This is a genomic window from uncultured Caldilinea sp., from assembly GCF_937128415.1.
GTDB lineage: Bacteria > Chloroflexota > Anaerolineae > Caldilineales > Caldilineaceae > Caldilinea.
Window position 1 is genome coordinate 134,318 of sequence record NZ_CAKZMJ010000096.1, and the last position, 15,273, is coordinate 149,590.

Consider the following 15,273-nt stretch of genomic DNA (forward strand, 5'->3'; position numbering starts at 1 on the left):
TTTACAAGGCGTGAGAGGGCGTCCCCCCCATCATCAGCCCCAGCGCTTCCACACTCACTCCTTCAGCCGGACACTCCCCTACAATCCTCCCCTGGTAGAGCACTACAATGCGGTCGCTCAGAGTCAGGATTTCATCTAGCTCGGTGGAGATAAGCAGAATAGCCATGCCCTCATCTCGTCGGCGCACCAACTCCCGGTGCACATACTCGATGGCGCCCACGTCCACCCCTCGGGTAGGCTGCGCCACCAACAACACTCGAGGGCCATGGGCGATTTCTCGGGCCAGAACCACCTTTTGGGCATTGCCGCCAGAGAGGGCGGCGACCCGAACATCCACCGACGGCGTGCGCACGTCAAAGGCCTGGACCAGTTGGCGCGCACGGGAGCGCATAACGGCCATGTCCAACAGGCCGCGGCGAGTGAAAGGCGGCCGATCCACGGTGACCAGGGCCAGATTCTCCGCCACGCTGAAATCCCGCAACAGCCCTGTCCGATAGCGGTCCGAAGGAACGTGCCCCAGGCCGGCATCGATGATATCGCGGGGCGCGCGACCGGTCACGTCCCGGCCACAAAGTTCGATACGCCCGGCTGAGACGGGGCGCAGCCCCCGCAGCGTCTCTTCCAGCTCTCGTTGGCCGTTGCCTTCCACCCCGGCGACTCCCACGATCTCGCCAGCCCGCACCGTCAGATTCACCCCGCGCAGGGCGGGCAGCCCGCGGTCGTCCTTGGCGTGAAGGTTCTGAATGCGCAGAAGCACTTCCCCAGGCGTGGCCGGCGCTTTGTCCACGCGAAGCATCACCTCCCGGCCCACCATCATACGACTCAGGGCCTGGGTGGTGGTCTGAGCGGTCAACACCACATCCACCAGGCGCCCATCCCGCATGACCGCAATGCGGTCGCAGACTTCCATCACTTCCCGGAGCTTGTGACTGATGAAGATGATGGAACGTCCGTCAGTGGCCAAATTGCGCAGAATGGTCAGCAGTTCGTCCACTTCTTGAGGCGTAAGCACGGCAGTGGGCTCATCCAGGATGAGGATCTCAGCGCCCCGATAAAGGGTCTTGAGAATTTCCACCCGCTGCTCTTGACCCACTGAAAGCTGCCAGACCGGCGCGTGCGGATCGACCTGCAACCCGTACTGGGCCGAAAGATCTAAGATTCGCTGAGCTACAGCCCGACGGTCGGCCAGCAAAGGGGCTCGAGGGGAGGGCTGCCCCAGCATCAGGTTTTCCGCCACGGTGAATTTAGGCACCAGCATGAAATGCTGGTGCACCATGCCCAGACCGTGGGCAATAGCATCGTGGGGCGAATGAAAGTGCACCGGCGCGCCTCGCAGACGAATTTCTCCCTCATCTGGCCGATAGAGACCGTAGAGGATGTTCATAAGCGTAGTCTTGCCGGCGCCGTTTTCGCCCAATAGCCCCAATATCTCACCCTGCCTCAGGTCTAAACTGACCCGGTCGTTGGCCAGCACACCGCCGGGAAAGCGCTTGGTGATATTGCGCAGTTCAACAATGGGTGTAGATTTCATCGCATAGGATGCCCATTTACTCAGGAATGAAGGGCACTTCCAAGTCGCCAGCCACGATGGCTTGTCGGGCAGCCTCCAGGGCCTCAATCGCCTCCGCCGGCACCCGGTCGGCCAGATTGGGGTTGATAACCACGTCCAACGCCCCTTCTGCAACCCCGAAGCGATAGAATGGGCCATCAAAGGCGCCGGCGGCCGTTGCATCGGAGATGGCCTGAAAGATAGGCGTCATGTTCCAGACAATGCTGGACAGCACCACGTCGGGCGCCAACCTCGACATGTCACCCACGTATCCGGTGGCGTAGGCGCCGGCCTCACGGGCCGCCTCAATCGACCCCAGGGTTGGCCCCTCGCCGCACCCCAGGAAAAAGTCCACACCGGCAGTATCCACCTGGGCCAGGGCGGCTTCCTTGGCTGCAGAAACATCACCCCAACTTCCGACGGCGGTCGTGGTCAAGGTCGCGTCCGGATTGACCGTTTTAGCGCCGGCCAGCATGGCCTCGCCCATGGCATGGCAGACAGGGATGTTAAAACCATAAAGCGCTCCCAGGCTGCCTGTCTGGGAGAGGTGTCCGGCCAGGATGCCCACCAGGTACGAAGGCTCATAGAAGGGCTGATCGTAGTCCGCCACGTTGGGCGCAGTGCGGTTAATGCCGCCTGCCCAGGCGAAGTTCACATTGGGATATTCCTCGGCCACCTCAAAAACGGCATCCTGATAGCTGAAGCTGTGCGCAATGATAATGTCAAAGCCATCCTCCGCGTACCCGCGCATCACTCGAGCCACATCCGCATCTGCTACAGATTCGGAGTAGGCCGTGCGCGCGCCGCGTTCGGCTTGCACCTGCAGGGCGTTGTAAGCCGCCTCGGCCCAGGAGTTGTCGTCTTTGGGGCCGATCAGAACCAGAGCAATGCTCGGGGGCGACTCCACTTCTTGGGCGTCCGCCTGAGCAGCCGCCTGCTCTTCAACGGCCGGCGGGGTTGCCGGCGTGGCCACTTGGGCGCAACCGACCAGGAGGATTGTCAACAAGACCAAGATCAACCGCTGGGATATCCGTGTGTGCATGGGTGTCTCCTTGGGGTCAGTTTGGTTCATTCACATTATTCAGGCGTTTTAGATCGATTCATGAACGATTCCCAACCTATACGGTGACAAGCGGCCAAATGATCGAGTGGCCTGTAGGGGCAACCATCGGTCGCCTTGTTATCCGGTCGCCTTGTTATGCAGTGCCAAAGGATAGCCCCAACTGATTCAGCCAGGTGCGATAGGCAATGGCCAGGCGGTCCGAACGCAAGTGTAGCTCCGCCTGTAAATCAAGGGGTAGAAGCTCTGGCCGTTGCGATTCCAAAATGGGACGATCCTGGCTGAAGATGGTGTCCTGCCAGGAGCGCAGTTTCTCCTCAGGGATGTCATGGCCGTAGTTCATGGTCATCCACATCCAGGCGGTGCTTTCAGTAGCCGCGTGGGGAGTGATCGTCAACAGGATAGAAAATCGTGGGCCGTCGGCTTCTTTCAAAAGATAGGCCGTCAGCGGGCGCAAGGCCTTATAAGTGTATGAAACGGTGTCTCCTTTGCCGGTGCCGTACGGATCGGGTTGGTAGACGCGCACCCCTTGGGCCACAACGCCCTCGGAGGTGATCTCGGCCCGATAGTCGGAAATTTCGGGGTGGGCCTTGTCGCCCAGGATTCCCTCATGCACGAAGGGGAAATGGGCTATGTCCAGGAAATTCTCCACGATGCGAGGACCACTGGCGCGAACGGCGTAGGGGCCGCACAAGATTTTGCGGAAGGCCGGATCTTCCCATTCCGGGAACGGAGGCACATCCCCGCTGGGCTCGCCCAGGCAGACCCAGATCAGCCCGTATCGCACTTGGGCATGGTAGGGTTTTACTCGAGCCTTTGCCGGGGGAATCTGGTCAGGATGGGCCGGAATGTGAACGCAGCGCCCACTGACGTCATAAGACCAGCCATGGTAAGGGCAGACAAGCGCGCCGTCCTCCACTTTGCCCAGGGAAAGACGGGTGCCCCGATGAATGCAGAGGTCTTGCCAGGCCAGAACCTGATCGTCGATCCGCCATAGTACGATGTCTTCTTCCAACAAGCGCACGCCCAATATCTGACGCTCTCTGAGCGACTCCATCGTCGCCACTGGATGCCAGTCATTCAACAAAACGGCATCGTCGATCATGGCAACTCCTTTACCAGGCCGTAATGAACGGTCTTCATCTCACCAGGAAATTTATAGCTCGAACTGAGGTCATTTTCAATCTTTCAACTTGCACAATAAATCATAGCCAAGTTGCCAAGCTGCATCGGTTGATGCTCTCAGCCATCCTAAACGACGTTTATATTTTGAGATCAAAGTCTGTGGAGTTTTTCACCTATCATAAATTCCCATTCTTGTCAACGACAAGTAAACTGCCAAAAATTGGCCCAGATCGGCACGCGCGCTCTCGCTTTGCAACTTCTTTGCATGAATCTATTCAACGGCGCCTCCTGCGTTGGCGCCTCCAGCTTTAGCGGCGTCAATAGCAACGATGGGAAAATCTTAACAAACGCCACAGGCGCTCTCTGGTCTTTGACTCTTCGTGATTTTACTCGAGTGAAAGGGTTGGGGAAACAGCAAGCCATCAAGTACAATAGCGGGCGTGTTGCTTTCAGTCGCTCAAATGTGCATGCGAGGCGCGTTGTGAAGGGCGTATCGGTGCGGACGGTTTTGACTGCTCAAGATGGACGGCTGCGCGCCGGATATCGCGTCACCCTGTTCTTCCTCCTGTGGGGCTATGGCCCCGCCGTCGTCCATAGCCTCCTCGAATCCACCGTGTTGGCGCTGTTTTCAGTGGATCGCGCCTGGCTTCAGTCGATCTTCTTGAACAGCGTGCGTCTCGTCACCATCTTGATCGCCGGCTGGTGGGTGGCGCGCTTCATCGACCGGCGCCCCTTCGCAGATTACGGTTTTCACTTTTCCACCGCATGGTGGCTCGACTTCTGTTTTGGTCTGCTGTTGGGCGCAGCGTTGATGGGGGCGGTTTTTCTGATTCAGTGGCAGGCTGGCTGGGTGACCGTGACGGATGTATGGCGCAGCGATCCGCCGTGGCTAGCGTTCAGCGCAGCTTTTTTGGCCCCGTTGATGCTCCATCTGGTCGTCTCGATTGCAGAGGAGCTCTTGACGCGCGGCAACCAGATTCTCAATCTCACAGAGGGCGCCGGTCGGCTAGGCTATTTGCCGGCGGTCATGGTTGCCTGGCTGCTGTCGTCGATCATCTTCGGCCTGCTGCATATCTTCAACCCTCACGTCACGCTGGTCAGCATCGTCAACCTCAGCCTGATGGGCTTCATGTTTGGCCTCGGCTACGTGCTGACGGGGGAGCTGGGGCTGCCGATCGGGTTGCATCTCACCTGGAATCTGGTGCAAGGCAACGTGTATGGCTTCCCGGTCAGCGGCAAGACGCCGTTTGCGACCACCGTCATCGCCATCGAGCAAGGCGGACCCGACGTCTGGACAGGCGGCGCCTTCGGCCCCGAGGGGGGATTGCTGGGCATTCTGGTGACGGTGATCGGCATGTTCGCTATCATCGGCTGGGTGCGCTGGCGCTACGGCGACCTTTCGCTGCGGCGCTTGCACGTGATGTGTAAAGCGTAGCAAACGTCATAGGAGGCAAGACGTGACCAAGAAGCTGTGGGGAGGTCGTTTTACAGGCAAGACCGACCCGTTGATGGAGGAATTCAACGCCTCGATTCACTTCGACCGGCGCCTCTGGGCGGCGGACATTCGCGGCAGTCAGGCCTATGCGCGCGCGCTGCAGCGCGCCGGGCTGCTGACGGAGGCGGAGTGCAAAGCCATCGTCGACGGGTTAGAGCAGGTGGCCCAGGAGTGGATGCATGGTCAATTCGTCATCCACCCTGAGGACGAAGACATCCACACCGCCAATGAACGACGCCTGACCGAGCTGATCGGTCCGACGGCGGGAAAACTGCACACCGGACGCAGCCGCAACGACCAGGTCGCCACGGACGTGCGGCTGTGGCTGCTCGCCGAGATCGAACACCTGCGGCGACATCTCGACCAACTGATTGCGGTCGCCGTGGAGCGCGCCGGCGATGAGATCGACCTCCTCATGCCCGGCTACACCCATCTGCAACCGGCGCAACCGGTGCGCTGGAGCCACTGGTTGCTAAGCCATGCGTGGGCCTGGCAGCGCGACGCGCAGCGGCTGGAGGAAGTGGCGGCGCGCACCAACGTCATGCCGTTGGGCAGCGGCGCGCTGGCGGGCAACCCCTTCGCCATCGACCGTCAGGCGCTGGCGGAGGAGCTTGGCTTCGCCGACATCACGCGCAACAGCATGGACGCGGTCAGCGACCGTGACTTCATCGTCGAGTTTCTCTCCTGGGCGACGCTCACGATGGTGCATTTGAGCCGCTTTGCGGAGGATTTAATCATCTATTCCAGCCGTGAGTTTGGCTACGTCACCCTGGCGGACGCTTACAGCACGGGCAGCAGCCTCATGCCGCAGAAGAAAAACCCCGACGCGCTGGAGCTGCTGCGCGGCAAATCCGGGCGACTCGGCGGTCATCTTGCCGGCCTGGTGATGACGCTCAAGGGGCTGCCCAGCACCTACAACAAAGACCTGCAGGAGGATAAGGAGCCGCTGTTCGACGCGGTGACGAATGTGAGCGGCGCGCTGCAGATCGCCTGCGGCGTGCTTTCCACGTTGCAGACCAACCCGGCCGCCATGCGGGCTGCGCTCTCGCCGGAAATGCTCGCCACCGATCTCGCCGATTACCTGGTGCGCAAGGGCGTGCCTTTCCGAGAGGCGCATCACGTGGCGGGTGCGGCGGTGCAAATGGCGGAGTTGCAGGGCGCGCCGCTTTCGCAATTGACGCTGGAAGATTTGCAAAAACTGCACAGCGCGTTCGACGCAGATGTGGAAACGGTCTGGAGTTTCGAGGCGAGCGTCGAGCGTCGCGACGTCGAGGGAGGCACGAGCCGCCGGGCCGTGCTGGCGCAGATCGCCCAACTGCGCGCCTGGCTCGCCGCCCGCGTTGATGCGTCCGCTTGAAAATCTGTTTGACAACAAAGGTAATCTTTGCTACGCTTTTGCACGATGTAGACCCGAATGCAGCCGCAACAGGCTGAAATTGAACGGCCGCCGCTCCTGACCTGTGACGCCAGAGTGAAGTCTGGTGGTGGAGCAGGACCTGGAATCTTCAATTGCTCAGTATTATCACCTGCGAAATTACCTGCGGAGACTGCCTGAATGCCAAAGTTGCTTGAGGTGAGGAACTTGAAGACTCAGTTCTTCACACAAGATGGCGTGGTGCACGCTGTCAACGGAATCAGCTACCACGTCGACGCCGGAGAGACGGTGGCGATCGTAGGAGAGTCTGGCTCCGGCAAAAGCGTGGGCGTGATGTCGCTGATCCGTCTCATCCCACAACCTCCGGGCAAAATCGTCGACGGCGAGGTCATCTTCGATGGCCAGGACCTGCTAAAGCTCAAAGAAGATGAGCTGCGCCAGATCCGCGGCAACCGCATCGCCATGATCTTTCAAGATCCGATGACCTCGCTCAACCCCGTGCTGACGATCGGGCGGCAGATCACCGAGGCGATCGAGCTGCATCTGAATATGAACAAAGAGCAGGCGCGCAAGCGGGCGATTCAGCTGCTCGAGATGGTCGGCATCCCCGGCGCAGCCTCTCGCCTGGACGACTATCCCCATCAGTTTTCGGGCGGCATGCGCCAGCGCGTGATGATCGCGATGGGGTTGAGCTGCGACCCGCAGCTTCTGATCGCCGATGAGCCGACGACGGCGCTCGACGTCACGATTCAGGCGCAGATTATCGACCTTGTTCAGCGGTTGCAGGACGAGCTGGGCATGGCCATCATCTGGATCACGCATGATCTCGGCGTGGTGGCAGGCATGGCCGATCGCGTGCTTGTGATGTACGCCGGCTTTATCGTCGAGGAAGCCAGCGTCAACGAGATCTACGCCAGACCTCGCCACCCCTACACACTCGGTCTGCTGCGCTCGATCCCCCGGCTAGACCTGGGGCGACAGAAACGCTTGATCCCGATCGACGGTTTGCCGCCCGATTTGTTGGAGCCGCCGACGCATTGCCCGTTTGCCCCGCGCTGCAGCTTTGTGCAGGAGCGCTGCTGGCAAGAGAATCCGCCGCTAGTCGAAGTGTCGCCCGGTCATAAAGCTGCGTGTTGGGTCGACATTTCCGGCGTGAGCGTGCATCCGGCGGCGGAGGGAGCAGTGTCATGAGCGGCGCAAACGGCAATTCCACCACAAACGGCAACGCAACGAAAAACGCAACGAAAGACGTGTTGGTGGAAGTGCGTGACTTGAAAATGCACTTCCCGATCACAAAAGGCATCATTTTTCAGCGACAGGTGGGCTCGATCAAGGCGGTGGACGGGCTCAATTTTTCGCTCTATCGCGGCGAAACGCTGGGCCTGGTCGGCGAGTCGGGCTGCGGCAAGTCGACGACGGGTCGCGCCATTTTACAGCTTTATCGTCCCACCGGCGGCGAGGTCATCTTCGAGGGCAAAGACCTGACCAAGACCAAGGGCGAAGAGCTGCGCAAGATGCGTCGGCGCATGCAGATGATCTTCCAAGACCCCTACGCCTCGCTCAACCCCCGCATGACCGTCGGCAGCATCATCGGCGAACCGCTTGAGGTGCATGGCATCGGCAAGAGCAAAAAAGAGCGGCAGGAGCGCGTGCAAGAGCTGCTCAAGATTGTTGGCTTGAACCCCTACTTCATCAACCGCTACCCACACGAGTTTTCCGGCGGCCAGCGCCAACGCATCGGCATTGCGCGCGCGTTGGCGGTCAACCCCTCGTTCATCGTCTGCGATGAGCCAATCTCGGCGCTGGACGTGTCGATTCAGGCGCAGATCATCAACCTGCTTGAAGACCTGCAGGAAGAGTTTGGCCTGACCTATCTCTTCATCGCCCATGATCTCTCGGTGGTGCGCCACATTTCAGACCGCATCGCCGTGATGTATCTCGGCAAGATCGTCGAGCTGGCGGAGCGCGACGAGCTTTATCAAAATCCGATGCATCCCTACACGCAGGCGTTGCTCTCCGCCGTGCCGATCCCAGACCCGGTGATCGAAAGCCAACGCAAGCGCATCATCCTGGAGGGTGACGTCCCGAGCCCGGCCAATCCGCCGAAGGGTTGTCGCTTTTCGACGCGCTGCCCGAAGGTGATGGACCTCTGTCGCCAGGAAGAGCCGCATTTCAAGGATTACGGCGGCGGGCACTATGTGGCGTGTTTTCTGTATGAAGAGGGAAATCGCTAGTTAAGCTTGAAGTTCAGAAAAGATCGGAAGGAGGTGCGTTTATCGAAAAATTGTGAAGTCCGAGCGTGTAGGTGGCGTCTTCCCGCTTATTGCATCGGCGCAGTGAGCGGGTGAGATGAGGCATATACTTTATTCACTATTTTCAGAAGGAGACATTATGAAAACAAAGAAGTTTCTACCCTTGTTCCTCCTGCTTCTGTTTGTGTTGATCCTCGGTGCGTGCGCTCCAGGCGCTCCCGCCGCTCTACCTTCGGTCGCCCCGGGTGAAGCTCCAAGCGCAGTGGAAGACTACACCACTCCTCACCCCATTCTCAGCGACGTGCGTGTGCGCCGGGCCATCGCTCACTGCATCGACCGCGACGCTCTGATCGCCTCGGTGTACCCCTACGTCGAAGACCCATCGGCGCTCTTGATGGACAGCTTCCTGCCCAAGACGCACTGGGCCTATAAGGGGCCTTATGACTTCCCGTGGTACGACCCGGAGGCGGGCAAAGCGTTGCTCGAGGAGGCAGGCTGGGTCCAGGGAGATGGCCCGGTGCGCACGAATGCGAACGGCGAGGCATTGTCACTCAAATTCACGACCACGAGCGCAGCGTTCCGCCAAACCTGGTCGCAGGTCATGATTCAGAACCTCGCCCAATGCGGCATTCAGATCATCCCCACCTATGCGCCGGCTTCCTGGTGGTTCGGCGACACGACTGGCCTGAGCCGCCGCGACTTTGAGTTGGGCGCCTTCGCCTGGGTGGGTCAGGCCGATCCGGCTGGCCGCACGCTCTACGCCTGTGACCAGATTCCGCTGCCTTCTAACAACTGGGAAGGCCAGAACTACATGGGCTGGTGCAACCCGGTCGCCAGCGACGCGATCATCCGCGCCAACAACACGCTGATTCGCGAGGAGCGCATCGCCGCCTATGACATCGTGCAACGCGAGTTCGCCAAGGATGTGGTCTCGATCCCGGTCTTCCAACGCGCCGAAGCGCAGGCTTGGAGTTCTAGCCTCAGCGGCGTGCGCCCCGACCCGACCGAGTACGCCACCGCCAACCTGCACGAGTGGGAGCTGGCGGACGGCGGCGACACCATCGTGATCGGCATGACGCAGGAGCCGGACAGCATGTGGGCGCTGGTTTCCAGCATGGCGGCGCAGCGTCTGGTGGATCGCCCCGGCGTAGGCATGCTCTACACGCAGTACAGCTATGACTTCCAGCCCGCCCTGCAAGACCCGCTGTCCACGCTCGAGAGCGGCCTCGCGACCAACGATGTCGTTGAGGTCTCCGCCGGCGACAAAGTCTACGACGCCACCGGCGCCCCTGTGGAGTTGGCCGCAGGCGTACGCGTGATCGACAGCGAGGGCAACGAGGTGGAGTACAGCGGCGAGGGCACGGTGCAGATGAACCAGCTCACCGTCACCTATAAGCTCAAACCCGCCACCTGGAGCGACGGCACGCCGGTCTCGGTCGAAGACATGAAGCTGGGCGTCAAGATCGACTGCGACCCGAACTCCGGCGCCACAACCTTCGACCTGTGCAACCGCATCGGCGACCTGGAGAACGACATCACCTACTCCGACAGCGAGCTAGCGATGACGATCAAGTACCTGCCGGGCAATCAGTATCCGCTGTACTTCCTCTATCCGTTCGGCATCTACCCGAGCCAGCGCGTGCTCAGCGACGGCCGCGTCCTCGCCGACGTGTCGGCCGCCGAGTGGGCCACCCTGCCCGAGGTGGCGGAGCGCCCGCTCTCCGTTGGTCCTTACTACGTGAAGGAATGGAACAAGGGCCAGAGCATCGTGTTGGAGCGCAACCCCTACTACGAGGGTGAGGTCAAGACGCCGAACGTGATCTTCGTCTTCGTGGCCGACACCAACCAGGCCGTGGCGCAGCTCCTCAACGGCGACGTCGACTTCCTCGATCCGTCGACGTTGGGCGCCGGCGCCGAGGTGCAGACGGTGATCGACGCAGCGGAGAGCACCGGCAACGTTCAGTACTACATCTCCGGCAGCCCCACTTGGGAGCACATCGACATCAATCTCTACACCAAGTAAGCGGTTGAGTGCAAGGGTCGGGTTTCTCCAAAAGCCTGACCCTTTCCCAAATTATGTCTGAACGACCAAACGGGCGGGTTTGCTCTGCGCTGGCCCGCCCGTTTGGCGTAGGAGTAAGAACGGAACCTCTGCACCATGACAGCCTATTTAATTCGCCGCCTTTTTCAGATGGTGGTTGTCGTCTTTGTCGTCTCGCTCTTCATGTTCTTCCTCTTCAATATTGCGCCCGGCGGCCCGCTGACAGGACTTCAGCAACAGCAGCGCCGCATCACCCCGGAGGAGCGCGCTCGCATTCGCGCCCAGTATGAGCTCGACCTGTACTGGCCGATCCGCTATACGCGTTGGCTGATCGGCTGGCCTCAGGGTCCGATCGTCGTCGGCGGACAGGAACTGTTCGCCAACATCCCGGTCGGCTGCTACATCGAGGCGACTCCGGAAGAAGGAGGCGGCTGCCATCAATACGTCTATCTGGCGGATATGCCGCAGCTGCACCCGCCGGCGCGCAGCAGTCAGGGCATTCTCTTCGGCGACTTTGGCAGGTCGACGGTGGTCCAGGCCGGACGTCCGGTTTGGGACCTCCTGATGAGTCGATTGTGGGCAACGGTGGAGTTGCAAGTGATTTCTTTGGCGCTGTCTCTGTTGATCGCAGTGCCGCTGGGGATTTACAGCGCCGTGCATCAATATTCCAAATTCGATTACACCTTTACGACGGCTGCATTTGTCGGCTCTTCGATGCCGACCTTTTTCTTCGGTTTGCTTTTTATCCTGATGTTCACAATTCTAGCCGGTCGGATTCAGGAAATTTTGCCATGGTGGCCGGTTTTACCGCCCGGATTGCGCGAGGCAGTGCGCCCCTATGATGTGGCGAGTTGGTTAACGCGAATACAGCCCGGCTCGGCGCTCGACCGCTTTTTGCATCTGTTGATGCCGGTCGGCGTGCTGACGATCGTCAGCGTGGCGGCGTGGAGTCGTTTCCTGCGTTCGTCCATGCTGGAGGTGTTGCGCCAGGATTATGTGCGCACCGCGCGAGCCAAAGGTCTGCCTGAGCGGATTGTCATCAATAAACACGCGCTGCGCAACGCTTTGATTCCCTTCGTCACCGTTCTGGTGCTGCAGATTCCTCTCTTCTTCGCCGGCGCCATCGTGACGGAGACCATCTTTGCCTGGCCCGGAATGGGGCGTCTATACTTCGACGCGCTCAACCGCTCCGACTACAATATCGCTCTGGCGTTTATTTATGTGACCACGATCTTGACCGTCTTCGCCACACTGCTTGGCGACATTCTCTATGCGGTCATCGATCCGAGGATTCGCTATTCGTAACCGAGGCGTATCATGACTGCTACTGCTCAACCGATTGCACTGGACAAAATTCCTCGCGAAGGCCGCGAGGAAAGCCAGCTTCAGATTGTGATGCGGCGTTTTCTGCGCCATCGCCTGGCGGTCGCCAGCCTGATCTTTATCATCATCATGTTTATTGCAGCCCTGCTAGCGCCGGTCATTGCTCCCTTCCCGCGCGATGCGATCGACATCGCCGTCACCGCGCGCCCTGGCCCGCCCGGCACCGTCGGCAGCGAAGGGCAGCTGCATCCTCTCGGCGTCGATCATCTCGGCCGCGATCTCTTCACCCGGCTCTTGTATGGCGCTCGCGTATCCCTCTCTATTGCGTTCATTGTGGTCTTGCTTTCCGAGATGATGGGCGTAATCTTAGGCGCAATCGCCGGGTTTCTCGGCGGCTGGTTCGACACCATCATCTCTCGCACAGTCGAGTTTTTGCTCTCGATCCCGACCTTACCCATTCTGTTGATTACGGCGTCCATCCTGATCCGCACCGACGCCCAGATACCGGCGCCGGCCTTTGTGACGAACGGCGTGGCGTGGATGTTGGCGGCGCCGACGCAGGAAGCCAACAAAGTGATCGTTTTGATGTTCATCCTGATTGTGCTGGGATGGACAGGCGCCGCGCGCCTGATGCGCGGCATGGCGCTGACGCTGCGCAACCAGGACTTCGTCGAGGCGTTGCGGGCGGTGGGCGCCTCCAACGCCCGCATCATGTTCCGCCATATCATTCCCAACGGCCTGGCGCCGATTCTGGTCAACGCCAGCCTCGGGTTGGCGGGCATCGTCATCGCCGAGGCGACGCTCAGCTTTCTAGGCGTCGGCGTGCAGGAGCCAACGCCTTCGTGGGGCAATATGCTCTCGGCAGCGCAGAGCTACATGTTCCAGCATCCCTGGCTGCCGCTCGTGCCGGGCATCCCGCTCTGTCTGGTGACCATTTCGTTCAATTTCATCGGTGATGGCCTACGCGATGCGTTGGATCCGCGCTTGAAGCGGTAGGAGAGACGTGCAGGATGATAAACTCAGATGGAGCCAGAAGCACCCAAAAACCGCTCTTGCAGGTCAAAGGGCTAAAAACATATTTCTACACCGAAGACGGCGTCGTACAGGCGATCAACGGCGTCGATTTCTCGATCATGCCGGGCGAGGTCATGGGGCTGGTCGGCGAGTCGGGCAGCGGCAAAAGCGTGACGTCGCTCTCGATCATGCGGCTCTTGCCGGCTTCAGGCAAGATCGTGGAAGGGGAAGTCTGGTTTGGCGGAGAAGATCTGACCAAACTCAGCGAAAAGCGCATGCTCGAGATCCGCGGCAACGAGATCTCGATGATCTTTCAACAACCAACGAGCTGCCTGAACCCGGTCTTTCGCATCGGCGACCAGATCGCCGAGGCAATCCTGGCGCACAGGAAGGTCACGAAAGAAGAAGCGATGCGCCAAGCCATTGAGATGTTGCGCATCGTCGGCATCCCCGACCCGGAGAAGCGCGCCCGCGCCTACCCCCACGAAATTTCCGGCGGTCAGGCGCAACGCGTGATGATCGCCATGGCGCTTGCCACCCGGCCGAAGCTCCTGATTGCAGATGAGCCGACGACGGCGCTGGATGTGACGATTCAGGCGCAGATTCTCGACCTCATGCGCAAGCTGCGCGAGGAAACCGGAACGTCCATCCTGTTGATTACGCACGACATGGGCGTCATCGCCGAGATGTGCGACAAAGTGGCGGTGATGTACGCCGGTCAGATTGTCGAATACACCGATGTGTACTCGCTTTTCGACGAGCAGCTGCATCCCTATGCAGAAGGGTTGCTGGCGGCCATTCCGGTGTTAGGCGTTGTGCAGGAGCATCTGGCGGTGATCCCCGGCTCGGTGCCGAATTTGATCGACCTGCCGCCCGGCTGTAAATTCGCCCCGCGCTGTCCTTACGCCAAAGAACTTTGCACGCAACGCGAACCAAGGCTGGTCGAAGCCAAACCCGGCCACTGGTCGCGCTGCTTTATGCGCGACCCGGAGACGGCTGCGCAGTGGGAAGGCGTCGGCAAGGCGACCTGGAATTTTGATGGTTCTGTCGAAACGCATGAGCCGGCGTCGACGGCGCTGCCGACGCCTTGACCTGCTTGCGTTTTGCGGCATCCAATGACAGGAAGCGAGCTGCCTCTTTCGAGGATTTTTTGCGAAAGAAACACTTATGACGATATCGGTTGCGATTGAAAAAAAAGATATCCTCGTTGTGCAAAATCTGAAAACCTACTTTCCCGTTCGCAGCGGCGTATTTCAGCGCGTCACTGCCTGGGTGAAAGCCGTCGATGACGTCAGCTTCACCGTCAAAGAAGGTGAAACCTTCGGACTAGTGGGTGAATCTGGCTGCGGCAAGACCACCGTCTCTCGCTCAATTTTGCGCTTGATTCCGGCGAATGGGGGCTCGGTCTTTTTCGATGGTCAGGATGTCTTCAACCTGCGCGGGGCGGAGCTGAAGGCGTTGCGCCGCAACATGCAGATCGTCTTTCAGGACCCCTATTCCTCGCTCGATCCTCGCATGCCGGTCGGAGACATCATTGCGGAAAGCCTGCTGATCCACGGCATGAAAGACCGCAGGCAGCGCAACGCCATCGTGCAGGAGATGCTGGCCAAGGTCGGGCTGAACCCCTACCACGCCCACCGCTACCCGCACGAGTTCTCCGGCGGACAGCGCCAGCGCATCGGCATTGCGCGCGCGCTGGCCCTCAATCCTCGCTTTATCGTCTGCGACGAGCCGGTCTCTGCGCTCGACGTCTCGATTCAGTCGCAGATTTTGAACCTGCTCAAAGACCTGCAGCGTGAGTACGGCTTTTCATATCTCTTCGTCGCCCATGACCTCAGCGTAGTCGAGCACATCAGCGACCGCGTGGGCGTGATGTATCTGGGCAAGCTGGTGGAGATGGCTTCGCGGCAGCAGCTCTTCTCAGAGCCGCTGCACCCCTACACGAAGGCCTTGATGTCCGCCATCCCGATCCCCGATCCGCGGCGCAAACGCGAGCGCATCGTGCTCAGGGGAGAGGTGCCGTCGCCGCTCAATCCGCC

The 15,273-nt window shown here is 60.1% G+C and carries 12 protein-coding genes; 9 read left to right on the forward strand and 3 right to left on the reverse strand.

Annotated elements, in window-relative coordinates:
• Position 1 precedes the first annotated feature (1 nt).
• From Q0367_RS19045 to Q0367_RS19055, 3 genes are all read right to left on the reverse strand, one after another.
• Positions 2-1,531, reverse strand: a complete 1,530-nt coding sequence (locus Q0367_RS19045; RefSeq protein ID WP_298984165.1) for an ABC transporter ATP-binding protein — start codon at positions 1,529-1,531, stop codon at positions 2-4.
• Positions 1,532-1,547: 16 nt separating this feature from the next.
• Positions 1,548-2,591, reverse strand: coding sequence for a BMP family protein (locus Q0367_RS19050; protein ID WP_298984166.1), 1,044 nt, complete (start codon positions 2,589-2,591; stop codon positions 1,548-1,550).
• Positions 2,592-2,745: 154 nt separating this feature from the next.
• Positions 2,746-3,714: an aromatic ring-hydroxylating dioxygenase subunit alpha gene (locus Q0367_RS19055; protein WP_297629841.1), complete on the reverse strand. Its 969-nt coding sequence runs from the start codon at positions 3,712-3,714 to the stop codon at positions 2,746-2,748.
• Positions 3,715-4,230: 516 nt separating this feature from the next.
• On the opposite strand from Q0367_RS19055, the gene Q0367_RS19060 reads away from it, so the two are divergent.
• The 9 genes from Q0367_RS19060 to Q0367_RS19100 all read left to right on the forward strand — a co-directional run.
• Positions 4,231-5,169 (forward strand): CPBP family intramembrane glutamic endopeptidase, encoded by a 939-nt coding sequence (locus Q0367_RS19060; protein ID WP_298984169.1) that lies wholly within the window; start codon positions 4,231-4,233, stop codon positions 5,167-5,169.
• A 22-nt stretch (positions 5,170-5,191) separates the two neighbouring features.
• On the forward strand, positions 5,192-6,586 hold the full coding sequence (gene argH / locus Q0367_RS19065; RefSeq protein ID WP_297629848.1) for an argininosuccinate lyase: 1,395 nt from the start codon (positions 5,192-5,194) through the stop codon (positions 6,584-6,586).
• A gap of 198 nt (positions 6,587-6,784) precedes the next feature.
• Positions 6,785-7,795: an ABC transporter ATP-binding protein gene (locus Q0367_RS19070; protein WP_363325891.1), complete on the forward strand. Its 1,011-nt coding sequence runs from the start codon at positions 6,785-6,787 to the stop codon at positions 7,793-7,795.
• Positions 7,792-8,838, forward strand: coding sequence for an ABC transporter ATP-binding protein (locus Q0367_RS19075; protein ID WP_297629850.1), 1,047 nt, complete (start codon positions 7,792-7,794; stop codon positions 8,836-8,838). Before Q0367_RS19070 ends, Q0367_RS19075 begins: the two co-directional genes overlap by 4 nt.
• A 157-nt stretch (positions 8,839-8,995) precedes the next feature.
• Positions 8,996-10,879 (forward strand): ABC transporter substrate-binding protein, encoded by a 1,884-nt coding sequence (locus Q0367_RS19080; protein WP_298984171.1) that lies wholly within the window; start codon positions 8,996-8,998, stop codon positions 10,877-10,879.
• A 135-nt stretch (positions 10,880-11,014) separates the two neighbouring features.
• Positions 11,015-12,202 (forward strand): ABC transporter permease, encoded by a 1,188-nt coding sequence (locus Q0367_RS19085; protein WP_297629856.1) that lies wholly within the window; start codon positions 11,015-11,017, stop codon positions 12,200-12,202.
• Positions 12,203-12,214: 12 nt separating this feature from the next.
• On the forward strand, positions 12,215-13,216 hold the full coding sequence (locus Q0367_RS19090) for an ABC transporter permease (RefSeq protein WP_298984173.1): 1,002 nt from the start codon (positions 12,215-12,217) through the stop codon (positions 13,214-13,216).
• A 14-nt stretch (positions 13,217-13,230) separates the two neighbouring features.
• Complete coding sequence (locus Q0367_RS19095; protein WP_298984175.1) at positions 13,231-14,325, forward strand: ABC transporter ATP-binding protein; 1,095 nt, start codon at positions 13,231-13,233, stop codon at positions 14,323-14,325.
• A gap of 76 nt (positions 14,326-14,401) precedes the next feature.
• Positions 14,402-15,273: oligopeptide/dipeptide ABC transporter ATP-binding protein (locus Q0367_RS19100; RefSeq protein ID WP_363325892.1), on the forward strand; the 872-nt coding region annotated here is incomplete at its 3' end.